Genomic DNA, 24,907 nt, shown 5'->3' with positions numbered 1-24,907 from the left:
GGCCTCGAGCGGTGGAAGCGGGGTGTCGAATCACAAGGGGTTCGGCAAGCGATGGCCTACGCCTTCAAGGGAAGCTGCGACTCCCACCTTCGGAGTGTGACTGGCGTTGAAGCCCTCGCCGGGTACAGCGAAGCCGACGACGCGCACGTGACTCGCTTCACGGTTGCGGCCGGCGAGATCACCGTCGATGCCCTCGACGCCCAGCAGCTCCGTCGCTGGGTGGATGGTCACGACCCGCTCACCGACGAGCAGCGTGGCCGCGAGCTGAAGTCGCCCACCGCCGACCTCATCCTTGACGGCACGATCAACGCGCCGAAGTCGTACAGCATCGCGGCGATGATCAGCCCCGAGCTCGCGACGGAGTTCGAGGCCCTTCAGGACCGGCTGCGGGACCGGATCATCACGACCTGGCAGCGCGAGTTGAACGCCCGGCGCGGCGCCGGCGGCAGCATCCGTGAAGCACTTCACAAGATAGAGGTGGTCGAACTTCGGCACCGACGGTCACGGGCGCTCGACCCGCACATTCACCGGCACCTGTGGCTCAACGTCAAGGTCCAAGGCGAAGACGGCAAGTGGTCGAACGTCGATTCGCGAGTCGCCATGAAGCTCCACACGCTCATCAACGCAGAGGGAGAACTCGCCGCGCGAACCGATCCGCGATGGCTGCGCGCGCTCGCCGAGCAGGGCTTCACGCTGAACGAGGACGGCGAGATTGCTCAACTTGCGGATGCCGTGCGTCCGCTGTCTCGCAGGTCGAACCAGATCGAGGCGAACCGGGCAAAGCTGCTTCTCGAGTGGCGAGCGGAGCACCCGGGTCAGGAGCCCGACCACGACGTTCTGCAACAGGTCGATCGGCTCGCGTGGTCGAAAAGTCGGCCCAACAAGCCCGACGTCGTCGACGAGTATGAGTGGGAACAACTCGTTCGAGCAGAGCTCATCGCAATCGATCACGGAATGCTTTGGACGCGCGCGGCCCTGGCGCCCCGGAGACGCGTGATCGGCGGCCTCGATCGCGATCTACTCGCAGCGGTGGCGATCGTCGACGCGGACGCCCGCTCGACAGGTTGCGGTGGCCGCTTCAGCCTGTACGACGTCCGCGCTGGTGCGACTCGGGCGGTCGCGACATCCGGAATCGTCGAAGAACGGTCAGTTGTTCAGGAGCTCATCGATGACGTCGTCGCCCGTGCACACCTGCTCAGCGTTGATCTGCTCGGGGATGAGGCGGATCGTCCTGCGCACATCAAAGGCTTCATGGCCGCTTCGACCGCCGCGCTGAAGGTCGAGCTCGCTGCTCACTTCGACGCGCTCACCCGGGCCGGAAGGTCGGTCGAGCAGAGCGAGATCATCGACCTCGCTGCTGAAGTCCTCGACGGCGAGACCACGCTCGACGACGGACAGCTTGCCGCAGCTTCGGCGATCGCCGGCACGGATCGCCTCGTCTCGGTGACAGGGCCGGCTGGCGCGGGAAAGACGACGATGCTGCGCGTGGCGCGGCTGGCCCTGGCGCAACAGGGACGGCACCTCGTCGTCGTCGCGCCCACCAAGAAGGCTGCTTCGGTCGCCGGCCGCGAGATCGGCGCGACGGCTTCCAGCCTGCACGCGTTGCTCGCTGACCACGGCTGGCGATGGGCCAGAGACGAAGCGGGCGCCGAAGCGTGGACCCGCCTCCGCCCGGGATACGCGGATGCCGCCACCGGACGCCTCTACGACGGTCCCCGCCGCTTCGTGCTGGGCGACGGCGACCGCGTGGTCGTCGACGAAGCAGGAATGGTCGATCTGCACACGGCGCGTGCGCTGGCCACGATCGCCGAAGAGACCGGCGCCGGAATCGCCATGGTTGGCGACCACCTCCAGGCGATGCCGGTGGGCCATGCGGGGGCGATGGCTTGCCTGACGCGGCGTGCGAGCGCGGTCGTGGAGTTGACGGCGGTCCACCGCTTCCGCGACCCGGACTATGCATCGCTGACGCTCCGCATGCGCGAACCGGCATCCAAGGACGAAGCGCTCGCTGTTGCCCAGGCGCTCGACGAGAAGGGGCTCATCCATCGGGTGACGGATGCTGCGCACGCGCGCGACGTGATGGTCGAGGGGTACTTCCGGTGGGCGAATGAGCGCAAGCGCATCGCGCTCGTGACGGGCACCAACGAGGAAGCGGACGCGATCAACGAGGCGATCCAGCAGCGTCGTTTGGAACTCGGCCAGCTCGAGCAGGTCCGGCTCGCGGTCGGTCAGGGCGAGCAGCGTCTGCTCGAGGGTGACATCGTTCAGACGCGACTGAACGACCGGAACGCGGATGTCGAGAACCGCGCGCTGTGGACGATCCGCCGTATCCTCCGCGACGCGCTAGAGCTCGCAAGCATCAGCGATAGCGGCGATCTACGCCAAGTGAGCCTGGAGTATGCCGCGGCGCACGTGCACCTGGCATACGCCTCGACTGTCCACGGCATCCAGGGAGAGACCACCGACGCCTCCATCGTCGGTCCTGGAGTGGATGCCTCGGGGCTCTATGTCGGCATGACCCGCGGGCGTGCGCACAACGAGGCGATCGCGATCGCCCGCACCGCTGCGGCGGCGCGGGACAAAGTGGCCGACAGCATGATGCGCGGCACGCTCGAGGTGAGCATTGATGACTCGAAGCGGGCAGCGCGGAACGAACTCGGACGCGCGGCGCGCGCGCCGATCGGAGAGCCGGACCTGCCCGCTTGGAATGATCGCACCCGTAGGCCATACGGCGGTGTGTCTGCCATCGACCAATTGGTCACCGCAAGCCGGGAGCGCGATCGGGATGCGCTCGAGCGCCTGGGCGATTTGAGGGGCTGGCTGATCGACGGCGCGCGCGCTCTCGCTCGCGTTGACGCAAGGATCGCCGCCCTCGACGCCAATGGTCACGGTCGCAGAGTTGAATCAGGACCCGAGGAGGCGCCTACTGGCTCCCGCGATCGGCTTGCCGAACTACTTTCGCTGAGGCGGTCGGAGTACGAAGCCCTCGACAGCACCTACTCCTCGCAGACTCGCGCCACTGACCTCGCGGAGGCCGAGCGCGGAGCGCGACGAAGGATGGATCCCCTGCGCCGTCAGACAGAGGAGCGAGCGAGGTCGCTCGTGCAATCGTCGGTTCCGTCCATGGGCCCGACCGGCGTCGGTGGCCCGAGCCGCTCGCTATAGGCCCGCTGCCATCACGACTCGTCCGGTGCTCTCGTCTGCCGAACCGGAGTGACGGCATCGGCCCATACCGAGCACCGAGCTGGGCGATCCCCTATCGAGAACTGGATGCCGCACGCGACGTCAGCCCATGCGACGACGACCGCATCGACTTGCATCGCGTGGGGGCCGAATCTCACCCATGCCTTGCAGGGCTTGGGCTGGGGGTCGCGGGTGATCGGGAGGACGCCGCGTTGCAGCTCCTTGTCAGTGAGTGTCTGCAATGGGCTCTCGGATGCGATCCGCCGAAGAATCCGCTCATCCATGAGTCGGTCGTAATGGTCGGCGTATCTCTTTGAGCTCGACATCGCCCGGACATCCCCTCACCCGGTCATGCACGGCTCTAGATTAGCTCGAAGATATGTTCTACACTTCCAGAACATGAGCGCCGTTGAAGTAGAACACGAAGTGACCCTATGGTTGGTCGACGACATCCCGGCGCGCATGTTCTACGCCGGCCGGCGGTGGCGTGTCACCGACATGCCGACACGGCTTCGCGACTCGATCTGGAGCGCAGAGTCGTCCGGTGGCCGAGGTCTCTACGGCTGGCGGTTCCAGGGCACCGATGAGGAGGGCGAGTCATTTGTCTTCGACGTTTACCGCGGCGAGGACGACTGGCATGTCCATCACGCCTACGCCTGACGCAGGCCGATCAGCGGCATCCCGCGCAGACATGACAAGGCGGGCAGGAGTACTGTGATTCTGAAGTGCTCCCCGAAAGTTGGACTGAGGTATTCAGTTTTGACTTTCGAGGAGCACTTTCATGCATCCACGGAGTTCTCTGTCTGAGGCTCAGCGTGTTGCCGCAGTAGCGTTGTTCGAGGCCGGTTTGGCGAAGGACGCGGCGGCTGCGCGGTTAGGTGTGAACGCTTCGGCGGTCGGCCGGTTATATAGCCGTTGGCGGCTGCGCGGGGCGGGAGCGCTGGTGACCAAGCGGACAAGGCGGGCGTTCTCGTACGAGACGAAGCTCGAGATCGCGCGACGCTATGTCGCGGGTGAGACGGCGTTGGGGTTGGCGGCGGAGTTCGACCTGTCGTCCCCGCAGCTGGTCACGGCGTGGGCGCGATCGCTGCGGGACGGCGGCGCGGAAGCACTGCGCCCTCGGCCCAAAGGTCGTGCGCCGGCCGTCCCGGATGATCCGGACGCGGAGGTGAGCGAGTTGACCCGGCTGCGGCGGGAGAACGAGCGGCTTCGCGCGGAGGTCGCGTACCTGGGAAAACTGCGGGCCTTGAGGGAGCACGAACGACGGTGAAGGTCCAGGCCGTCATCTCCCTCAAGGCAGATCACTCGCTGAGCGTGCTGCTCAGCGTCGCGGGCCTTGCCCGGTCGACGTTCTTCTACCATCAGGCCCGACTCGCCCACCCGGACCCGGACGCGGACCTGAAGACCGCGATCACCCAGGTGTTCACGGCGGCGAAGGGCCGCTACGGGCATCGTCGCGTGCACACGATGCTGATGCGGGACGGTTGGCGGGTGGCGCGCAAGACGGTGCTGAAGCTGATGCGTCAGCTCGGACTGGTCTGCCACGTGCGCCGGCGGCGCCGGTTCAACTCCTTCCAGGGCGAGATCGGCAAGGTCGCCCCGAACCTGCTGGAACGGGACTTCACCGCGACCACCCCGAATCAGAAGTGGGTCACCGACGTCACCGAGTTCCGCATCGGCGAACTCAAGGTCTACCTGTCCCCGATCATGGACCTGTTCGACCGATCCGTGATCGCCTACACGTGCGGAACGTCACCGACCGTGGAGATGACCAACGCGTCGCTGCGCGCCGCCGTCGGCTCTCTCCCGCAGGGCCAGCACCCGATGGTGCACTCGGATCAAGGCCTGCACTACCAGCACGCCTCGTGGCGTCAGATCCTGACCGACGCCGGTGCGATTCAGTCGATGTCCCGCCGGGCGACCTGCCTAGACAACGCCGTCATCGAGAGCTTCTTCGGGCACCTCAAGGAAGAGCTCTTCCACCACGCGACCTTCGCCAGCGTGGACGCATTCACCGCCGCGCTGCACGACTACATCGCCTGGTACAACACCGACCGGGTCTCCACAAAGCTCAAGGGCCTGAGCCCGGTGCAATACCGAGCACAGGCCCTTGCGGCTTAAGCTCTCAAACGGCCAGTCCAACAATCGGGGGCCAGTTCATTCCTGCCCGCCCCTGTTGCGATGGGTCAGGGAGCGATCCCGGCGCCGGTGTAAGAGACCGGCGCTACCACCGGCCCCGAGGCGTCAGCTCCGGGGCTCGTGGCTTTTGGGGCGCGTTCGACGGCGACGCTCGCGAACTTGAGCGAGGCCCCGACGTTGTCCGCGACGACATCACGGGTCTCGCGGGTCTGACCGGTCTCCTTGTCGACGTACGTGCCGAACCGGAGATCGCCGGCGACGATCACGCTGTCGCCCTTGCGCAGCGAGTCAGCGACGTGTCGTGACTGCTGGCTGAATACCACGACGCGGTGGAAGACCGTGCCGGCGTCCTCCCATCGGTTCGTCGTCTCGTTGAGACGCCGGTCGTTGACGGCGACGGTGAATCGAGCGTAGTCGTTGCCGCCCTCACTCGTGCCGTGCTCGGGATCACCAGTGAGGTTGCCCTCGATGGTGACCGGGATTCTTGTGGTCATCTTTCTTCCTTCCAGTCGAGAGACGCTGTGCGGCGCCTCACTGAGCGTGGGCCTGGCCGGTCCACGCGTCCCATTCCGCGTCGTCAGTCGCGGCTGTCCAAGAGCGAGGTCTCGTGTCGCTGTGCTCGCTTGCGCATCCGGCGCCGGATCGGCTGAGACGCGGGAGGGCCTGGGCGAGGCGTTCGTGCCAGCTGATCGGCCCGAGCCCGTTATCGCTCGGGTCGAAGGCCGCGAGGTGCGCCGTGTGAAGGGCGGAGAGCTCTTCGACGAGGGGTCCGTGCTTCCACCAGCAGTTCGGCACGACGCTGGCAGGAACGCGGTAGCGCACGGTGAACCACTCGACCCATTCCCTCAGGGCGGTCCAGTCCCGGCTGGCGTCTGCATCCGGGAGCTGACGCCAGTTCACGACGTGCACGCCGAGCGGCGTCGAGGGGCCGGCTCGGTTCCCGTACCTGGCGAGGTCGGCTGCGACGATGGCGTCGACCTCGGCATCGGTGGGCTCGTTCACCGCGACTCCTCCCGGTCGGTCAGTTTGGCGCGGAGCCGGTCGAGGGCGAGCATCGATGCCACTCGTCGTGAGCGGTGCCGCGACAGCACCACGTCTCGATCAATGAGGCGATGGAGAAGTTCGTGACAGCACGGATGCAGCGGCACGAGGTCTTCGTGGCGTTCGAAGGCCCGCCATGAGCCGTCGACGAAGTGCACGCCGTCGTAGTCCAGGTGGTGCAGCTCCAGATGCTCGGCGCGCGAGAGCCGGCCGCAGGCGACGCACGCAAGGGGGCGGCCCAGCCGCTGCTCCTTGCGGAACCAGCGGTCGCGCCGCGCGAACCAAGCCGGCGACCGCAGGAACCCTGACCGGTAGCGGTTGCCCGGACCGGACTTTCGGCTGTTGCTCATTCCTCAGTCACCGCCTCGGCATCGGCCACGGGCTCACGCGAGGTGCGCTCATCCGCGGCATCGAAGACGAGTCGCTGCTCGGTCTCGGTGTCGCGCTTGCCCGACTTGATGTCGCGTGCGTCCCTGCGCTCATCCCAGCCGGACAGATCGAGAAGAACCCCGCGACGGTTGCGGTAGGCGAGCAGGCCGATGTTCTGCGGCATCCGGCGGATCTCGTCGACAGACATCAGCGGCAACCGCTCATGGTGCTCGCTGGTCGAGTGGCCGGCCTCGCGCGAGGACCACGATCGCTGGGTGCTGCGGGTACGGCGGTTTCCGAGCAGCGCCTCGACGTCGCGAAGGTGGTCGACGTGCGACGCGCCGGCGAGGAGGACCTTTGCGGTGGCCGCGGCCCAGATCGTGTCTGCTTCGGCCCGCGACCACGATGTCTCGGCCTGCGACAGCGCCTGCAGCACGACGAACGTGCAGATTCCGCGGCCGCCGCCGTCGGCCATGATCCGCGGAAGGTTGCCCCATCGGAACATGTTGACGATCTCGTCCAGAATGAGTCCGAGCGGGTGGGTCAGGCGTGATCCGGGGCTGGCGAGCGCGCGGATGCGGGCCACCTCGACGATGTCATCGAGCATGGCGCCGAGGAATCCGCCCATCGCTGACGCGCCCGATGCCGAGCCGATGAGGTAGAGCGTGTTGGCCGCATCCAGGAATTCGCGCGGATCGAAGACACGGTCACCCGGGCGGGGCATGAGCGTCTCGCGGATCTGCGGGACCGCGAGCGGTGCGACGGCGTTGCTCACGCCGAACCAGATCGACGACACGAGCTTGTCGTCTCCCGCGAGAGTCGCTTCGAGATTGTCGCCCCAGCCCGGAGCGCCGTCGGCTCGCAGCACGTCGACCGCCGCCTGACGAGCGACGACGGGGCTCGTGCCCCAGTTGTAGAGGTCGGCGACCGACCGATTTCCGACCGCCGCGGCGTGGAGCAGCCGACCCAGCACAACGCCCGAGGCCTGTGCCCATTCGGCATTGGTTGTGGATGCGCCGAGGGCTGTGCCCGTGATGATCGCCGCGCCGCGCTGCATCGCGACGAGGGGATCTTCACAGCCGGCGATCGGCGAGACCCGGAGCGGATGCCGCACGCCGGAGAGCCCCTGCGGATCGAAGACATGCACGTCGCCACGACGCTCGCGCATGCGCAGTGTCGCGGTCAGGTTGTCGTTGGTCGTCGAGGTCGTGATGAGCGGACCAGACCAGTCCAGGATCGCCGAGATCAGCACGCGGTAGCCCTTGCCGGATCGAGGCGGCCCCTCAAGCGCGACCGAGTCCTCGATCGACACGAATACGTCCATGCCCCTCGAGCGGCCGACGCGCCAGCCGACATCCGTCGCGCGCGGACGCGTGACGTCGGGGCGAAGCTGACGCGCGCGGCGAAGCACCGCCTTCGCAGAGATGTGCTTGCGGATCTCGGATGCCTCGGCGAAGCCCGGGCGCGAGCGTAGGTCAGAGACGAACGCGGCGTCCGACTGGCGATAGCGGCCGTACGCCATGGCCCCCGCCACGGCCGCTGCGGCGACCACCAGGATCACGACGAGCTCCAGGATCCGGATCGGGATGACGGGAAGGTCGCATGCCTCGGGGGCGATGTACGACGCGGGGTCGCCGCTGATCGCGAGCCACAGTCCCGAGAAGAGAGTGCGTGCTTGGGGGCGGGCTTCGCAGGCGAACTGCGTCACGGCTTCGGTGATGAACGAGAACACGACGCTGAGCACCACCGCGATCGCGATCACCACCGCGATGGCCTTGCCGAGCATCCCTTCGTTCATGACTGCCCCTGAATTCCTTGCGCGACTGCTGCCGCCACGCGCACCCAGGCGTCTCGCGTTATCGGCCGCAGACCGTCCAGCCGAAGGGCTCCCGATTTGAGCGCCGGATCGAACGGAACCAACTCGACCGCAGGCACTTGGTCGGTGAATCCGCGGACGATGCCAGAAGTACGACTGACGGATGCCGGTTCCTGTTGGGTCACGACGACCACGGCGTTGTCGGCGAGGTAGCGCGAGCGCTCGTCGCGCTTGCGCAGCGCATCGAGCAACAGCGCCGCCGACTCAGCGGACTCCGGCGCCGTGATCGTCGGTATGACGAGCTGGTACGCGGAGTCGATCATCCGCAGCCAGCGATCGGCGGATTCATCGTTGCCGGAGTCGAAGACGACGATCCGGTAGTAGCGAGCGGCGACCCGCATGAGGAGGTCGAACTCGGCCTGAGCGATGCGCTGATCGGTCGCCAAGAGCTCCGGGTTCGACCGCAGGACGTCGTAGCGATCGACGCTCTGGTGGTGAACGAAGCGAGTGATGTCGGACACGGATGCTGTCGGGGCAAGAAGCTCGCCGGCTGCGGGGAGAAGGTCGCGGATGGTCGTGTCGTACAAACCCTGTTCGGTGCGCCAGCCGAGCGTGCCGCGTGTGTCGTTGTTGTCCCACGCCAGCACGTTCCCGCCGCCGTATCGGGCGAAGATCGCCGCGATCATGGCGGTCGTCATCGTCTTGCCGACGCCACCCTTGCCGTTGACGACGGCGATCGTGCGGCATCCCGCCCACTGCTGGGAGACGAGGCGCGCGTTCTCTGCCCGGGCCGTCTGTTCGCGGGAAGGCGTCATCGGGATGCCGACGCGTGCCAGCAATCCGCGCCACCCGGTCTGGGGGTGTGCCTCCTTTCGTGGCGCGGCGATGAAGGAGGTACGAGAGCGAGGCTCCGGAGCAGGGCTGGACTGCGAGGAAGTCTGCTCCGGAGCCTGTTCGCTCACCTCCTTTCCCTCTTGCGATGGGTCGGTGAGGTCGGCAGGCCACGGAGCGGCGGAGACGAGGCCGGTTGCCTCGATCAGCAGGCGGTGTTCGCCGCGGTCTCCGGAGGTGACGAGTTCGACCGGGATGCCGCAGCGCTGCGCCTCCGTGATGGCACGCTGAACGATCAGATCGCGGATGTCTTCGTCGGCGCCGGCTGCGATCGGTTCGGTGCGGCCGTCGGGCGATGTGAAGGTGGCGATCGGGCCGCTCACCGAGGCGTGAGCGCGGGGCCGCGTGTCGAGTGTCATCCCTGGCCCTCCTTTCGAGTCGAGGTGAGCCAGCCGTCGAGGCTGTTGTCTGCGGAGTCGGGCCAGAGGCGGTCGAGCTCCGCCGAATCGACGAACCGGATGTCCGTCCCGTCGCGTTCGTCGGTCTCCATGGCGTCATCCGTCTTGAACAGCTCGTACTCCCAGTCAGTCGACGTCGCGAAGCAGTCCACGACGTAGGAGTGCTGACCCACGTAAGCGAGGAAGACGCCCATCCGCAGCCGACGCGCATCGTCCACGTGCGTCGCCGGGATGTTGAGGCGCTGGCGGAGACTCGAGGACTCCTGATGGTTCACGCGGAAGATGAACTTGTTCTCGATGTCTCCGACGATCGAGTAGGCGAGGTTGCGCTCCTTCGAGTCGGCGTCGCCGACGGCATCCAGGTCACCCATCTTGTGGAGGATGACGATGTTGCTGATGCCGTAATGGCGCGAGAGCTTGAGCCACTGCTGGAACATCTGGAGTGACGCGAGGGAGGTCATGTCGCGCCATCCTTCTTCTCTGATCAGGTATCGGGTGCGACGAGCCGACCGATCTGAAACCACGGCCTGGATCCACGCGGTGGTGCAGACCTGCGTGAGCTGCGCCACGAGCTCGCTGCGGGCGAAGAGCTCGGACGTGTCGACGACGACGATCGGAGCCTCCGCGTCGAAGGCCACGGTGGAGTCGTCCTCGAAGAGCCCGGACAGGTCACCCTCGACGAATCGTCGGAGCACGAACCGCGGCTGGACGGCGCCGTCGGACAGACGGAAGTCGGTCCCCGCATCGGCGACGATGCTTCCCAGCTCTTCGTAGACCCCGCGGAGAGTTGGCCGATCTGCCGTAGCAGCGATGCACCGTGCGAGGGCCTCGTGGATCGCGGCGTGCTCGACTGCTGTGAGACGCGTGCCGCCGAGCGCCATCTCGACGAGCGAGACAAGAGTCGTGATGCGCCGTTGTCGCACGATCTTCTCGTCCTGCTCGTCGTCGGCGTCGATGCGACGGGGCCCCCGGTCCAGCGGATTGAGCCGCGCGGCGCTGCCGCCGCCGATGCGGATGACGACACCGCCGGGGATCGCCTCGGCGACGGCCACCCATTCGCCCTTGGGATCGGACGGCACCACTGTTTGGTGTCCGAACGCGATTGAGCGCGTCACGAGAGTCTTGACGGTGCCGCTCTTGCCGGCCCGATACGCGCCGAGCACGAGCAGATTCGTCGAGAAGGTGCCGCGACTCGTTGCATCGGCGTACGCCTCCCAGGGCGAGAAGTGCCAGAGCGCATCCGCGTTGAGGTCGACCCCGAGAATCGGACCCCTGTGACCGAGACCCGCGTCTGCGATGAAGGGATAGATGCCTGCGATCTGTCGGGAGGTCGCTTGGTGGGCTGCAAGAGAGGGGCGCGCGAGGTTCCAGTAGCCGCCCTCGGCAAGTCCGGGGCCGAAGGGACCGGGGACGACCGCTCCCGGCAGCGCGTTCTCTCGACGTGTCGTCCGCGGGGAGCGTGGCTCCCGGGTCGACGTCGCGACAGTCCGTCGGAGCTCGCGTCGTTCGCGCTTGGAGAGGTCCTCGGGTTCGAAGACTGCGGCGTGGCGGGTCATCACTTCATCCCCAGTCCGATGGGCAGCGCGTTCACCATGAGCGCCTCCGCCTGCTGGCAGTAGAGGATCTGGGGTTCCATCCCTGCACGCGCGAGCGCGTTGCGCATGCCCGCGATGGCTTCGTCGAGCTTCGCCTCGTCGGGGGCGGTCACGGTGAGATACGCCCCGTACCGGAACTCGCCGTGTCCCGCGACGATCTCCTCCTCCTGCCGCTCAAGCGCCTCCCAGTCCGCGGCGTCTGCCGCAGACCCGTCCGCGCCGCGCTTCGCCCGGAGCTTCTCGTTCCCTCGCCAGACCTTCTTGTCGTCCTCGATGCGCTTCATCGCCTTCTTCACCGACACGGGTGTGAGGACGATCGAGAAGATGTGGGTGATTGCTTCGCCGGTGGACGGCATCCTGGCGAAGACGATCGGCTCGACGAAGCCCACCGCCGCGTCCGATCGGGGCCACTCGTGAATCCACATCGTGGTGTGCACACCGGAGTCGCTGTAGACGATGCCGTTTTTGCCTCGAGGCTCTTCGAGGTACGTCGGGCCGATCGCGGCGGGATCAACCCCTGACTGTTCGTCCGGTCGGTTCTGTACGTTGGCAGCGAACTCGGGGTCGAAGGCGATCCTCGTAAGCGCCGCGATGTGGCGCGGTGACAGCCACCGACGCACAGTGATCCGCGATGCGCGGAGGGCGTCTGCGAGATTGCGCGCCTCGAGCGCAGCTAGCGACTTCACGGCACGTTCCCCGCCACCGAGCGCCTTCAGCTGAGGACCGAGCGCGATCAGATCCAGCGTGAATGTCAGGTAGTTGCGGTGCGACACCGCGAACCGCTCCGACCGATCCATCACGTGCTCGTAGTTCCGATTCACGGGGGATGCGGCATCCGCGCTGCGGCGCAGCACCACGCCCTCGTAGTGATCGCGCGCCGCACGGATCGTCGTCGGGATCGTGCGTTCCTGCAGGACCGCGCGCTTGATGCCGGGCCGCTGCGTGAACGACGCCAGCACTGGCGACCACTGCTGCGCAAGATCGAAGCGTTCCGGGATGTCCTTCATGAGGAAGCCCTCGACCTCGACTTCCGCGGTTACCGAGACTGAGCGGTCGTGCGGGTTGTAGACGCATGCGACGCCTTCGACGTCCCACAGCTGCACAGATGCGCGGATGCCAGGGATGTTGAGGGTGCCCGCGATGTGGGATCGCTCGGGGCGGAACTGATGCCGGGTGGCGCCGGTGGCGTGGCGGAGCTGCTTCATGAGCCACAGCCCGACCTGGCGAGGCGCGGAGTCGCCGTGCACCGTCACGAAGGCGAAAGCGCCGACCGGAAGGTAGAGGGGCGCCGCGTAGAGGAGCCCGGGAGGGCCGAACCTGTTGACCGCGATGAGCACGACGATTGCGGCGAAGGCGACGCAGGTCAGCTGCCACGGGTCCATTCCCATCACGACGCCCTGACGCGATCGACGGGGGAGTCGGACGGGGCGCGCGACATCCGGAGTGGTCATCATGCAGTCCTCTCAGTGCGCCGCGTCGGGCGCGAGCCCGCGGGTGTTTGGCCAGCGGTCGGTGGAGCGGCAGGAGTCGGTGACGGACTCGAAGGGCGCGATGGTCCTGGGGTCGAGGGACCGGTGGGGCCGGCCGGGCCACGAGTGGGACCTCCGCTCGAGGATCCGCCCGCACTTGCCGGGCCGCCGGTCGACCCGGCTTTCGGCGAACCCAACGGAACGCCGGCGGGAGTGGCGCCGATTCTGCTGGGGATGCGGGATGCCGATCGGGCAGCGCCGGACGCGGCTTGACGTGCGCCAGAGCCGACCCGCGATCCGACCGAGTCGGCGGCCACTGCGCCGACGAAGCTGAAGAGACCGAACACGGCGAACGGCGCGAAGGCGACGAGCACAAGGCCTATAAGGAGCGGCCACGACTGCGGGTCCCAGATCGTCCGCACGGCGGCGAGGCCGTTGACGATGAGGGTGACGAATCCGATCGTCAACGGACCGGTCAGCAGGAGAACGACGACCGCCGACACGTAGCGCACCACCCACTGCGGCCCTACGGCGCGAACGGGGTACAGCATCCACGCGATCGGTCCGACAGCGATGAGGGCGGCGAGCACGATGTTGCGGAATGCGAAGACGAGCATCAGGAGCAGCATCCCGATCATGAGCAGCCCGTGGAGGAGGAAGGCGAAGAAGTAGTTCGCGTGCCCGCCGGCCCACATGACGGACTGCAACGTCGCGAAGAGGGCGTCGGGGCCCTCACGATTCATGACGTACCAGGTCAGGTCGTCGATCGCGTTCAGCAGATGCCCGGTCGCCCACAGCGTGATCGCTGTCGCGGGAAACGCGATGAAGCTGCGGACTATCGCCCCGACGAGTTCGGAGCGATCACCCGAGACGATCGCGGCGGCGATCGCCCAGACCATCGCTCCGAAGAGAACGGCGAGGATCGCCCACTCCCAGAAGGACCATTCACTCGTCGCGGTGGTCCACAGGGTCGACGAGGTGTCGAATCTCATGTTCTGCGCGACCGCGAACATGATCGAGGTCGCCGAGAGCGCCATGCCTCGACCGGCGTTCTCGAACGTCACGCACACGACATCGCCGAGCGAGCACCCGTATTCGACGAGGAGCGGCTTGCCCCCGCTGGTCTTGATGGCAGCGACGTGATCTTCATAGGTCGTGCAGACCGTCGCCTTGGCGCCGTCGACGAAGACGTTGATGAAGCATTGCTGAGGTTCGACATCGGCGGTGTTCTGTGGAGTGCAGGTGACCTGGGAGCCTGCGCGAAGGCAGTCGACCGGGTAGGCAGGCGAGGACCACGGCTCTCCCGTCACCGCGGCGGCACCGTCTGCTCGCGGAGCCGCCGCGCTCGCAGCCTGGGCCGGCGAGAGCGCGCCCAGTGCCAGTCCGACGCCCACGAGGCATCCGACGAGCAAGACACGTGGAGTGGGCATCAGAAGCCGAAGTCGAAGTTGACGAACCAGCTGAAAAGACCACTGGCGGCGCCGAGGACGGCCGCCGCGATGAAGATCCACAGGATGTTCTCGCCTGCCCATGTGCGCACGCGATCGGACGCCAGCCCACGGAAGGCCAGTGCTGCGCCGGCGATGATCAGCATGATCAGGACGACGATCATCGCTCCCGCCAGGATGTAGGACGCGACGACTTGGAAGCCCTGGAAGAACGGTGCCGTGAAGTCCGGGTGGATATCCGGGACGTCGACGTCAGTCGGTCTCGTCTGTGTGGATCGCATGATGTGCTCCCTTGTTGCGTCTCACTTGAGCGGAAGGCCGCGTGCGGCCATGAACGGTTGCGGATCGATCGGCGTGCCGCCTTGGCGAACCTCGTAGTGCAGATGGCATCCGAACGATTTGCCCGTATTGCCCTCAGCGCCGAGCGGCACTCCGGCGCCAACCTGATCGCCGACGCCGACGAGCAGCGAGTTCCACTGCATGTGGCCGTACAGGGTGACAAGACCGTCGCCGTGGTCGATCCGGACTGCGTTGCCGTATCCCTGGTAAGTCCCCGCAGTGATCACGCGACCAGGCCCGGCGGCATGGACTGCGGCTGCGCACCCCTGCGCCATGTCGTAGCCCTGGTGGTCCGTCGAGCAGTAGCTGCATCCGAGCACGGGGTTGTAGCCGAAGCCCCGGCCCTTGAAGTAGTCGCCGGCCAGCGGGTAGCCCCAATCCCCGTTGGCCACTGGTGCCGGCGGCCTGCCTCCGTCTGCTGTGATCGATTGACCCGCGACTGCGAACGGGATCGCAAACAGCGGCGTGAGAATGAGCGCGCCGGCGAGCGCGATGATGAGGAGCATCCCGATCGCGATCTTGCGGCCGATCCTCGTATTCGCGAGGGCTGCAACGGCCGCGACCGGGACACCCATGTCAGGGCTCCAGTGACCCCGAGAAGTAGCGGACCACCTTGCAGTCGCCGGGCTGCTGAGCACTGTCGGGCGTCGGGATCGATCCCTCGCCGCAGAGCACCTGGACGCTCACGCGCACGGTCTCGTCATATGAGCTTTCCTTACCGCTGGCATCGGCCCGCGTGTAGGTGAGGATGACGTCGGCGGTCCCGATCGTCATGTCGCCCGACGTGTCGTCGGGAACATCGCTGTAAGTGACGTCGCCTGGCACCGCGGCGACGACCCGCCCGTCTTCGTTGGCGAGCGAGGTCCACTCGTCCTCCGGCAGCACGACGCCTTGGCGCAGCTCGAGCTGGGACGCGCGCATGTCATCCTCGCGATCCTGTTCGGACGTGTAGCGCGTGTCGGGGGTGAACCACGTGTCAAGGTAGCTCAGCCACTCGTTGCGTGTGCTCTTCTGAGTGTCGAACGTGGATGCTGCGGCCAGCGCATCACGGATGTATGGGTCGGGATCCGTGGTGATCGGTTCCGGGATCCACCCGTTCTCCGTCGCGCTCTCGTCGACGACTGCCTGGCGCGGGGAACTGGTCGAGGTTGTCGTCGAACTCGGGTCGGGTGCGGGCTCGCTCGTCCCGCTCGGGCTGGGCGACTGGCCGAAGAGCCCACTGACCACGATCGCGATAATCGCGATCGCGAGCACTCCAGCTCCGAGAAGTGCCCAGATCACGCCTCGTCGGTTGCGCTTGCCGGTAGCCATCATTGGGTGCCTCCTTGAATCGTCAGGAGGGAGTCAACACCCCGCGAGAAGCACGCGCACGGCAATTGACGCCGGGCTGAGGAGTCCGACCCCCGCACTGCCGCAACCGCTGAACTTGACACAAGCGAAGCATATAACGCTACGCTAAAGAATGTGAAGCATTTTCTGCTTCTGATTTCTGGACGAGTGAATCGGGCTTGAGACAGACTTGGCTTGTGCCCCGCTACACCCGCCCCGCGAACAGTGAGTACGCGGAGGATCCCATCAACGCTCTCGGGAACATCATGCAGGCGACCATCATCGGCCACCTGCGGAAGCATCCCGCCCAGACCAGGCTTGAGATTGCCGAAGCTCTTGAGATCCCGAAGATGACTGTGGCGAACGGGCTCGAGAAGCTGCTCGATGCGGGCTTGATCATCGCGGATCCTCCGCGTGATGTCGCGATTCGCGGGCAGCGGATTCGGTACACGGTCGACGACGCCCAGGTCACCGAGATGGTCATGCGGCTGAATCAGGTGCTGGGGGAGTTCTGAGGTAAGTGCGTGCAGTCGAGCGCGGACTGCGTATTTCGGCAGTCCAGCTCGCTGCGATGCGTACATAGAGTGATCGTACATCTGACTGTGTGCAGATAAGCAAGTACCCGGTCGACTGTGCGGCGCTACGCTGATTGCGTGGGTAGACGTGCTCTCGGCGAAGCCGGCGCTTGGTCCATGGCTCTCGTGCGCGCCGTTTCGACGTTGCGCGATGCGGCGGGAATGACCAACCAGGAGCTCATCGAGCGCTCCGGCATGTCGTCCAGCTATTACTACGCGCGGCTCCGAGGCGCTGCCCCTTGGGACGCGAACGACATCGAGAACATCGCGCTTGCACTCGGAACCCATCCGCACGAGATATCGCGCGTTGCGGCTTCGGCGGGCTCTGCAGATGAGATCGAGCCCAAAGTGCGCACGCGCCCGGCAGAGCTTGGCCGACGGCTGTCTTCGATCGCAGGAGCCCCTCGCGCCGATGGTTCAGTGTTCGACGTCGATGCACTGACTTCGCAACTAACCGAGCGGGGAGTCGCGCTCGAGGCCGACGAGTGGACTGCACTTGTCGGCGGAGCGGGGGGTGCAGACGTTCGGGTGCGGTTGCTGGAGGGTGTCAGTGAGTATGCCGGCATCCCGCCCGCGTATCTCCTGGATCTGGACGATCAGGACGCGCTCGAGGCAGCTGAAGCCAACCTCGAGTTTCGTGAGGCTCTGAAGATCTCGGGCGCTGACTCGATCTCTGCGCGTGCCGTCGGCGAAGTCTCTCCCGCGGCGCTGCGTGCAATTGCGCAGTCCTTGCGCTCGATCTCTGCGCAGTAAGGAAGTCCGCGGACCTCGACTGCGCATACGCGTACAGTGGAGGGGTCGGGCGATCGCTTCGCAGACGAGGCGGTCGAAGGACGGACTGCCATGACCTACGCCGCTTCTCAGAACGAGCACGAGCTCCGCAGCCGCGCCGAAGCGCAGCTGCAACGACTGGAGCTCCCGGCTGAGGTGGATCTCGCGGACATCGTTGAGCACGTCGCCATCGTGGTGGGAAAGCGGATCGAGATCGAACCGGTCGGAGACCGCGATTGGGAGAACATCACAGGACTTGTGCTTCTGACGCGCAGCTCGGCGAAGATCCTCGTCCGAAAGTCGGATCCTCGGTGGTATCAGTTCCACACCGTCCTGCATGAGCTTTCGCATGTGGTCTTCGGGCACGCGGGATGCACGACCCTTCCGCTCAAGCATCCGGGTCGTCATCACGTTCGTGCCGGGCAGACGGTGCTCGCACGAGGCATCGTTACGCCGGACTTCGAGGCCGACTTGGACTTCAGCGATCCGGAGCTCGTGAAGGAGGCGGAGGCCGAGAAGCTCTCGCAGCTCTTGTCGCGCCTCGTGCTGCGGCCGCGCCACGGTCGTGATGAGGCGGTGTTCGGCTGATGGATGTGCGCATCGAGACGGTCGCGTTTCTCGCATTGCTGATCCTCACGCTGCTTCGGCTGCCATCGGCAATACGAGAGCCGTCGAGCCGTCTGACCTGGATCGCCACGATCACGGGCCTGGGCGCGATCTTCATGGTGGGTGTCGTCGTGCCCCTCCCCGTGATCGACGGCTGGATGGGTGGGGCAAACGTCGTCAACCTCATCCAGAACCTGTTGGCGACGACTGCCTTCTGGTTCGTGATGCAGGCGGCGCGGACTCTCGACGGGACGCGGTTCAACCCGCGGAGCCTGTGGGAGTTGCCCGCGATGTACCTCTCGTTCGCGGTCCCGTTCTTCTTGATCGCCGACCGCGGCGGGACCTCCGATGACTTCATCAAAGACAACGCTGAGCAGTTCGGTCTGTGGGCCTACGCGTCGATCTACATGATCTGGGTCATCGTCATCATGACTCGCATGCTCATCGGAATCCGTGGCCGACAGCCCCGCCCCTATGTGCTCATCCGCATAGGCGCATGGGCGATCCTGCTGGCCAGCCTCATCGAAATTGCCTATCTCACGCTACGGCTAGCTGGGCAGGGACGGCCGGCGCCGGTCGAGTTCGTCGGCAACCTGTTCATCATCCCGTTCTACGGGGGCGTGGTGCTGGTCTGCGCGGGCATCTTGGGGATCGCGATCGTCAGAGCGAGTCGTAGGCCTATGAACGCTGCTCTCAGCCGGCTCCTGAAGCGTGCCAACGTCGATCGCGGCATGACGTTGACCGCGATCCCCGATGAGGACCCCGTGCATGAGGCGTATCGACTCGCCGTGCGTCTCACCGATATCGCCAACAGCGAGCAACTGAGTCGACGAGAGAGGGTGCTCCTACGCGCGGCGGCGCAACTGCTCGACCGGCAGATGCGGGCTCCGACAGTGGTCAGGATGAGGAGTATGGATCCGAAGGTGCTTGCCACGTGAACCCGGTCATCATCGTGCTTGCTGCGCTCGCGACCGTTGTCCTGCCGTTCGCCTGGTTCATCCAGACTCTCGCGCTGCGGGTGGTCGGGACCGTGCCGCGCCGCAAGGTGATCCTCGTGCGCCGGGTGGGCGAGGCGGTTGAGTTGCCCGAGAGCCCGCTGACCACGGTGCCCGGGAACTATGGTCTGTGGTTTGGCGAGAACTTCGAGCATCACGCGCTCGTCGGGCCAATCGAACGCTCCGACGGCCACCGAGTCGTGCGTCGAGTTCTCCATGCGACTGCCCCTATCCCATCGGAGCCCTTCGAGGCGCAATGGACCGGGCACCTGATGAGCGGCCCGGCCGAGATCGCCAGCAATTGGGAAGACGTCTCGGTGCCGCTGCAGGATGGTACTGATGCGCCGGCATGGCTGTTCCGCACCGCCGACCCAGGTCGGCCGTGGGTGATCCATGTCCAGGGCATTCGCACCACTAGATTGGTGGCTCTTCGCTCGGTCGAGGCGGCCCAAGATGCGCAGCTCACCTCGCTCGTGATCACCTACCGTGGCGCGGGTGATGGGCCCGCCGCGGCGGTATCGCAACTTGGTCAGCGAGAGTGGAGCGACCTCGCGGATGCCATTGCCTACGCGCGATCGCACGGCGCATCGAAGGTGTACGTGGTGGCGTGGTCGATGGGCGCTGGGATCGCCCTAGAGCTTCTGCGGCATCAGCCGAAAGCCATCGACCGACTCGCGCTCGTGGCCCCCGCGACGAACTGGAGGGGCATCGTCCAGCAGGGCGTCAAGCGGGCAGGGCTGCCGACCTTCTTGGCGAGAGTCGTGATTTGGGTTCTCGAATCTCCCGCCGCCAGCAAGATCGTCGGAATGCCGAGCCCGCTCAAATTCGACCAACTCAACTGGACCCACAATTTCACGTTGAGTGTCCCGACCCTCGTCATACACTCCCCGGGCGACGAGGAGATCCCATTCGAACTGACGCAGGAGTTCGCTCGGACGAACCCGAGCGCCCGCGTCGTTGAGACGGCAAGAGCGCAGCACGGGTGGGAGGCCAACGCGGACCCTGAACACTTTGGACCCGCACTGACGGCGTGGCTCGGCTCGCCCAGTCAGAGTTCGCCGCAGTAACGAGAACACCCGCACAGCCCTATTGGCTCGACTCAAATGTGGCCACCAGTAAGGTGCCCGCGTTCCCGGACTCCAGTCGGGTGACGGCCCTCGAGGACTTCTCTCACGTCGGATGCTGTACCAGCTGTCACGTGAGGGGGAGGCCGCGGAACACTCTCTGGCACAGTACGACGCTGCACTCGGCACACGCGGTGCGCTCCAGTCCGTGGCGCTGGAGGATATCGCCGTACTCCTGGCCAGCCTGCGGCACACCGTGCGCGCCCATGATGTCGGCGGCGCCATAGACGCGGCTCCGACTCATCAGGCGATGCGGAGCCTGCGAGATCGGTTCACCGAGCCGGCGGAGAATGCCGTCGCGTTTATGGGGTCGATCCAGCGCACGTCGAGGCGTTCCTGGCGTACAAGGAGCAGCTCATCGAATACCTCGAGCGGTTCATCAGCGATCTCGTGACGCGGGGCCCTCATCGCGGGGCGCCAGCCGCAGCAGCGTGGCGATCGGCGTGCCGGCGGCATCCCGCAATGGGTCGTCTGCAACGACGTAGTTCGCGCGCCACGCCGATCGATCGGCAACCATGACACGGATGCCTCAGCGGCTGCCCGGGTGAACGGGTTTGGCGCGTTGCAAACGAGATTCGGAGCCCACGGCGACGGCTTTTTCGCCGGGTTGGCCTACTTGAGACTGCCCTTGCCTCAACGAATACTTGACGTGCTCTGGTTTTGGAGACAGACTTCGAATCACACCGTTGATTCGCCAGGGACCCCCTGCACTCCCGTTGCCATCCGGGTTGCCGCGAGCGACTTATCAAGGCGCGACCTGGCCCCTTATTCCATAAGATAGTTTTAGCCGTTAATCATCGCCGCTGCCAAACAATCGCCCTCGCCAGGTTGGCAAGGAGAACTCTGAAGATGCAGGGAAACCGCGAACAGAAGGTTCCAGGCCCGGCCGTTCGGCGCTGTCGGTCCGCGCACCGCGCACTCGAACTGGAAGCGAAGCGCTTCATCGCCCAGCGACTCGTGGACCCGCGTCTTGACCAATTGCAGGTGGCCGCTCATCTCCACATTTCGGTGCGAACCCTGAACCGGGTTTTCGAGGCTTCGGGCGAGTCAACGCAGGCGTGGATCCGTCGTTGCCGCCTGGACGCCGCACGTCTGGACCTCGCCGACCCGGCGTGTGCCGACGACTCGATTGCCGCTATCGGAGCGAGATGGGGTCTGGTGGATCCGGCGTACTTCACGAGGCTCTTCCGTGAGGCGTTCGGTTTGACGCCGACCGCATTCCGCCAGGGGGTTGCGAACCTTCAGGCCGTGGCGAATCTCCAGGGCGCGGGTGCACCGCGGAGGCCAGCCGGAACCGTGAGTGGAAGCTCGCTTGCCCTGGAGAAGTGAGTCGTGCATTTCATAGACGGGCTTCCGAGCCGGCGCATAGGTTCCTCCGGTAGGGCTCCGCGTGGAGCTGGCGCGGCCGACGCAATCAAGAGCTCGACGCGGCTGATCCGCCACCGGAGAAGGATTGAGCGAAAGGACGCCACCCCAGATCAACGACGATCACCGGCTGCAGCACGCAGTCGACCACTGAGCAGCTCTACCCGTCACTTTCCGCCGACGTCATCCCGAGTGCGGACGTCGAGCCCAACATGCGAAGGAACTGACATGCGCAAATCACACCCCAGAGTGAGAGTCGCCGGTGTCGCCATGGCGATCTCGTGCGCCTTGCTCCTCACCGGAGTCGCGATGGGATCCCCGGCCACCGCCGCCCCACCCGACTCGCCCGAGGAACGGGCAGCGGCACTTCTCGCGCAGATGACGCTCGAGGAGAAGGTCGACATGCTGGAAGGAGAGCAGAACAACTTCTACGGCTTCTACAATGCGCCGATCGAGCGTCTTGGGATACCCGCTTTGACGATGGCGGACGGGCCCGCCGGGGTCCGCATCGCGGATCCACGGGCGAACGAAAAGCGCTCAACGGCACTGCCTGCGCCCATCGCGCTCGCGGCAACGTTCGACACGGCGGCAGCGACTCAATTCGGCGACGTCATCGGAGACGAGGCGTTCAAGACCGGTCATAACGTCAGCCTTGGCACGGCGGTCGACATCGCGCGGGTTGGTGTGGCAGGCAGGGCGTTCGAGACGTATGGCGAGGATCCCCTGCTTTCGGGCATCATCGCGGGATCGCAGATCAACGCTATCCAGCAGTATCCGGTCGCGGCGGACATCAAGCACTTCGCCGCGTACAACCAGGAAGACGACCGACTCACCGGCGGCAACGCCGTTGTCGGAGAGCGCGCGCTGCAGGAGATCTACGTGCGGCCATTCGATATCGGCATCGACCTGAGCAATCCCGCGTCGGCGATGTGCGCCTTCAACAAGGTGAACTTCATCTACGCGTGCGAGAACTCGGAATTGTTGACGCAGATCATGCGGGAACAGCTCGACTTCCAGGGCTGGGTGATGAGCGACTATGGCGCGACCCACAGCAGCGTGGAAGCCATGCGGGCGGGCCTCGATCAGGAGCAGCCGAGCTTCGGGTTCTTCAACCAGCTCGTCGGCGCAGTGCAAAGCGGTCAGGTCGCGGAGTCGGAGATCGATGTCCGCGTGCTGCGCGTTCTGACACCGATGTTCCGTCTGGGTCTCTTCGACAACCCGGCTGTCATCCAGGAGTTCGATGAGGCCGGCCATGCCCAGGTCTCGCAGAAGATCGCAGAAGAGGGAATGGTGCTGCTGAAGAACGACGGTATTCTGCCGCTGTCAGCAGACGAGATCGACAGTGTCGCGGTTATCGGGGCGGACGCCGACAACGCCACTGCCGGTGGCGGCAGCTCGCTTGTGCTGCCCACGTCGACTATCAGTCCTCTGCAGGGGATTCGCGATCTGCTTCCAGACGCGACCGTGGAACACGTCAGGGGTTCTGACTTCGTCACCTCGTCCTCGCAGCTGCCGGGAGCCGACGTGATTCCCTCGGATTACCTCACGAATGCGGCTGGAGACCCGGGCGTGGACGTGCAGGTGTTCGATGCGAACGGCGCGCTGCTCGATGCGGAGACGCAGCAGAACATCTCGATCAACGGTGGCTTCTTCTACTTCGAGGGCTTCAACTCGCAGAACCCGTCGATTCCCACCTTCCCCGGGGGCGGAATCGCGAGCGCAACCTTCAGTTCAACGCTGACACCCACCGTCACCGGCACGTACCAGCTGGAGTTGGGAGCATGGGGCGTGGCAACGGTCCAGATCGACGGAACCCCCGTCCTCTCGGTCGAGGAAACTCCCCTCTACTCCACGAACACCGTGGCGTTCGATCTGGTCGCCGGCCAGAGCTACGACGTGCAGGTGGAGTACACCGCATCCAGCGGAGCTCGCTCCGAACTGGGACCGCAGCTTCGACTCGGATGGGTCAAGCCTGAAGGCGCGATCGATCCGCAGGCACAGGCAGCAGCCGAACTGGCTGCCGCGTCTGACCTCGCGGTCGTCGTCGTCCGGGATTACGGTTCCGAGGGAGGCGACAAAGCCGACCTCGGTCTGCCCAACGGGCAGGAAGCGCTCATCGAAGCCGTCAGCGCCGTCAACCCGAACACGGTAGTGGTGCTCACGACCGGTGGCCCAACCACGACGGCCGAATGGGAAGATGGCGTACCCGCTGTTCTGGAGGCCTGGTACGGCGGCCAGAACCAGGGTGCTGCGATCGCGAGCATCCTGTTCGGCGACGTCTCGCCTTCTGGCAAGCTGCCCGTCACGTTCCCTGTGTCGGACGATGCGACACCGATCAACACGCCGGAGCAGTACCCCGGCATCGGAAAGGACTCGTACTACACCGAGGGTGTCTTCGTCGGCTACCGCGGATACGAGCAGTTCGGAATCACCCCGAAGTACCCGTTCGGCCACGGCCTGTCGTACACCACGTTCGACTATTCCGGACTGGCGGTTAAGTCCACCGGCAAAGCCAAGGTGACGGCGACCTTCACGGTCACCAACAGTGGCGACCGTGCCGGGGCGGAGACTCCGCAGGTCTACGTCGGGAAGCTGCCCACCACGGTCGTGGAGACCGCTCCGAAGCAGCTGGCTGGATTCACGAAGGTGTCTTTGGAACCCGGCGAGTCGAAGACCGTCACGGTGGAGCTTGCGCGACAGTCGTTCTCGTATTGGGACTCCTACACCGACCAGTGGGTCACGCCGCGCGGCGATGTCGACGTGCTGGTTGGCGCGTCTTCAGGTGATATCCGGCTCGAGGGCAAGGCCGCTGTCAAGTCCTCCGACAAGGAGAACCAGTCCGGGATCTCGAACAAGCTGGTCTACACCATCGTGAACGAGAACTCCGGCGCCTGCCTCGACGCGAAGGACCACGGGACCACACCCGGCACCGAAGTCCAGCAGTGGGCGTGCCCGGCACCGCAGCCGAACGCGGTCTGGCACCTCGGCTCGCTCAAGGGCGACTGGTTCCGTATCACGGGCGCCGAATCCGGTCTCGCGCTGCAGGTGGCAGGTGCGTCGACGGCCGAGGGAGCTCCGGTGGAGCTTTCCACACCGAAGCCGCGCGCCGACAACCAGCTGTTCAAGCCGGTGCGCGTCGGTGACGGCCAGTACCAGTTCGTCGCCAAGCACAGCGGGCTATGCCTCGCCGTTCAGGGTGGCTCCAGGGACAACGGAGCCCTCGTCGTCCAGCAAGCCTGCGACACTGAAAGCGCCGCCCAGTCGTTCGCGCTGAACGATCAAGGGAGCGCATCCATGGCAGCGCTGGACCTCGTGAAGAGGCTGCTCCTGCGACCCTGATCCGGATCCGAGAGGTGGGACCCGGCTCGGCGATCCGCCGAGCCGGGTCCCGCCTCTCTGCCTGTTCGCCTTACTGACGAAAGAGGACCTCGATGGCCAGACGCCTCCAGCCGCG

24 protein-coding genes and 1 pseudogene are annotated in these 24,907 nt (G+C 65.8%); 13 read left to right on the top strand and 12 right to left on the bottom strand.

What is annotated here, in order from left to right; all coding sequences use genetic code 11:
• Positions 1–51: 51 nt before the first annotated feature.
• The 5 genes and pseudogenes from MJ607_RS15000 (at position 52) to MJ607_RS14985 (ending at position 5,304) form a co-directional block, all read left to right on the top strand.
• Entirely contained in the window at positions 52–3,165 is a 3,114-nt protein-coding gene (locus tag MJ607_RS15000) for an AAA family ATPase (RefSeq protein WP_243076412.1), read from the top strand.
• Positions 3,166–3,582: 417 nt separating this feature from the next.
• A complete protein-coding gene (locus MJ607_RS14995; protein WP_243076411.1) occupies positions 3,583–3,843 on the top strand; it encodes a hypothetical protein in 261 nt (86 codons plus the stop codon).
• A gap of 121 nt (positions 3,844–3,964) precedes the next feature.
• Positions 3,965–4,066, top strand: a pseudogene (locus MJ607_RS20340) (hypothetical protein); the annotation flags it as partial.
• Between the two features lie 60 nt (positions 4,067–4,126).
• Positions 4,127–4,453, top strand: coding sequence for a helix-turn-helix domain-containing protein (locus MJ607_RS14990; protein ID WP_243076410.1), 327 nt, complete (start codon positions 4,127–4,129; stop codon positions 4,451–4,453).
• Positions 4,450–5,304, top strand: a complete 855-nt coding sequence (locus MJ607_RS14985; RefSeq protein ID WP_243076409.1) for an IS3 family transposase — start codon at positions 4,450–4,452, stop codon at positions 5,302–5,304. The genes MJ607_RS14990 and MJ607_RS14985 overlap by 4 nt, the downstream gene beginning before the upstream one ends.
• Before the next feature lie 65 nt (positions 5,305–5,369).
• Here MJ607_RS14985 and MJ607_RS14980 read toward each other — a convergent pair whose 3' ends face one another.
• From MJ607_RS14980 to MJ607_RS14930, 11 genes are read right to left on the bottom strand one after another with little or no spacing between them, the layout of a single operon-like run.
• Entirely contained in the window at positions 5,370–5,816 is a 447-nt protein-coding gene (locus MJ607_RS14980; protein WP_243076408.1) for a single-stranded DNA-binding protein, read from the bottom strand.
• A 37-nt stretch (positions 5,817–5,853) separates the two neighbouring features.
• Positions 5,854–6,324, bottom strand: a complete 471-nt coding sequence (locus tag MJ607_RS14975; protein WP_243076407.1) for a hypothetical protein — start codon at positions 6,322–6,324, stop codon at positions 5,854–5,856.
• On the bottom strand, positions 6,321–6,713 hold the full coding sequence (locus MJ607_RS14970) for a hypothetical protein (protein WP_243076406.1): 393 nt from the start codon (positions 6,711–6,713) through the stop codon (positions 6,321–6,323). Before MJ607_RS14970 ends, MJ607_RS14975 begins: the two co-directional genes overlap by 4 nt.
• Positions 6,710–8,530, bottom strand: a complete 1,821-nt coding sequence (locus tag MJ607_RS14965; RefSeq protein ID WP_243076405.1) for a type IV secretory system conjugative DNA transfer family protein — start codon at positions 8,528–8,530, stop codon at positions 6,710–6,712. Before MJ607_RS14965 ends, MJ607_RS14970 begins: the two co-directional genes overlap by 4 nt.
• A complete protein-coding gene (locus MJ607_RS14960) occupies positions 8,527–9,762 on the bottom strand; it encodes a ParA family protein (RefSeq protein WP_243076404.1) in 1,236 nt (411 codons plus the stop codon). The genes MJ607_RS14965 and MJ607_RS14960 overlap by 4 nt, the downstream gene beginning before the upstream one ends.
• A 32-nt stretch (positions 9,763–9,794) precedes the next feature.
• Complete coding sequence (locus tag MJ607_RS14955; protein WP_243076403.1) at positions 9,795–11,393, bottom strand: type IV secretory system conjugative DNA transfer family protein; 1,599 nt, start codon at positions 11,391–11,393, stop codon at positions 9,795–9,797.
• On the bottom strand, positions 11,393–12,883 hold the full coding sequence (locus tag MJ607_RS14950) for an SCO6880 family protein (protein WP_243076402.1): 1,491 nt from the start codon (positions 12,881–12,883) through the stop codon (positions 11,393–11,395). Before MJ607_RS14950 ends, MJ607_RS14955 begins: the two co-directional genes overlap by 1 nt.
• Positions 12,883–14,331, bottom strand: a complete 1,449-nt coding sequence (locus MJ607_RS14945) for a hypothetical protein (protein WP_243076401.1) — start codon at positions 14,329–14,331, stop codon at positions 12,883–12,885. Before MJ607_RS14945 ends, MJ607_RS14950 begins: the two co-directional genes overlap by 1 nt.
• Entirely contained in the window at positions 14,331–14,630 is a 300-nt protein-coding gene (locus MJ607_RS14940) for a hypothetical protein (protein WP_243076400.1), read from the bottom strand. Before MJ607_RS14940 ends, MJ607_RS14945 begins: the two co-directional genes overlap by 1 nt.
• A 21-nt stretch (positions 14,631–14,651) precedes the next feature.
• Positions 14,652–15,263, bottom strand: a complete 612-nt coding sequence (locus MJ607_RS14935; protein WP_243076399.1) for a M23 family metallopeptidase — start codon at positions 15,261–15,263, stop codon at positions 14,652–14,654.
• Between the two features lies 1 nt (position 15,264).
• Positions 15,265–16,002, bottom strand: a complete 738-nt coding sequence (locus tag MJ607_RS14930; protein ID WP_243076398.1) for a hypothetical protein — start codon at positions 16,000–16,002, stop codon at positions 15,265–15,267.
• A gap of 212 nt (positions 16,003–16,214) precedes the next feature.
• Here MJ607_RS14930 and MJ607_RS14925 point away from each other — a divergent pair, with 212 nt between their 5' ends.
• From MJ607_RS14925 to MJ607_RS20335, 6 genes are all read left to right on the top strand, one after another.
• The gene (locus MJ607_RS14925) at positions 16,215–16,532 is read left to right on the top strand and encodes a helix-turn-helix domain-containing protein (protein ID WP_243076397.1); all 318 of its coding nucleotides are present in this window, start codon (positions 16,215–16,217) and stop codon (positions 16,530–16,532) included.
• Positions 16,533–16,709: 177 nt separating this feature from the next.
• Positions 16,710–17,345, top strand: a complete 636-nt coding sequence (locus MJ607_RS14920) for a helix-turn-helix transcriptional regulator (protein ID WP_279234729.1) — start codon at positions 16,710–16,712, stop codon at positions 17,343–17,345.
• A 90-nt stretch (positions 17,346–17,435) separates the two neighbouring features.
• Entirely contained in the window at positions 17,436–17,951 is a 516-nt protein-coding gene (locus tag MJ607_RS14915; RefSeq protein WP_243076395.1) for a hypothetical protein, read from the top strand.
• Complete coding sequence (locus MJ607_RS14910; protein ID WP_243076394.1) at positions 17,951–18,907, top strand: hypothetical protein; 957 nt, start codon at positions 17,951–17,953, stop codon at positions 18,905–18,907. Before MJ607_RS14915 ends, MJ607_RS14910 begins: the two co-directional genes overlap by 1 nt.
• Positions 18,904–20,031 carry a S9 family peptidase gene (locus MJ607_RS14905; RefSeq protein ID WP_243076393.1) on the top strand — a complete coding sequence of 376 codons (1,128 nt, stop codon included), beginning with the start codon at positions 18,904–18,906 and terminating at the stop codon, positions 20,029–20,031. The genes MJ607_RS14910 and MJ607_RS14905 overlap by 4 nt, the downstream gene beginning before the upstream one ends.
• 112 nt (positions 20,032–20,143) lie before the next feature.
• Positions 20,144–20,482, top strand: a complete 339-nt coding sequence (locus MJ607_RS20335) for a DUF2397 family protein (RefSeq protein WP_374238064.1) — start codon at positions 20,144–20,146, stop codon at positions 20,480–20,482.
• Here MJ607_RS20335 and MJ607_RS14900 read toward each other — a convergent pair.
• Positions 20,468–20,605: a hypothetical protein gene (locus MJ607_RS14900; RefSeq protein ID WP_243076392.1), complete on the bottom strand. Its 138-nt coding sequence runs from the start codon at positions 20,603–20,605 to the stop codon at positions 20,468–20,470. The two genes, MJ607_RS20335 and MJ607_RS14900, sit on opposite strands and share 15 nt — an antisense overlap.
• A gap of 332 nt (positions 20,606–20,937) precedes the next feature.
• Between MJ607_RS14900 and MJ607_RS14895 the strand changes: the two genes are divergently transcribed.
• Positions 20,938–21,417 (top strand): helix-turn-helix transcriptional regulator, encoded by a 480-nt coding sequence (locus MJ607_RS14895; RefSeq protein WP_243076391.1) that lies wholly within the window; start codon positions 20,938–20,940, stop codon positions 21,415–21,417.
• Positions 21,418–21,681: 264 nt separating this feature from the next.
• Complete coding sequence (locus MJ607_RS14890; protein ID WP_243076390.1) at positions 21,682–24,792, top strand: glycoside hydrolase family 3 C-terminal domain-containing protein; 3,111 nt, start codon at positions 21,682–21,684, stop codon at positions 24,790–24,792.
• The last annotated feature ends 115 nt before the right edge of the window (positions 24,793–24,907 follow it).

The organism is Microbacterium sp. SS28, from assembly GCF_022761035.1.
Lineage (GTDB): Bacteria > Actinomycetota > Actinomycetes > Actinomycetales > Microbacteriaceae > Microbacterium.
This window is presented reverse-complemented; position numbering and strand designations above follow the sequence as displayed.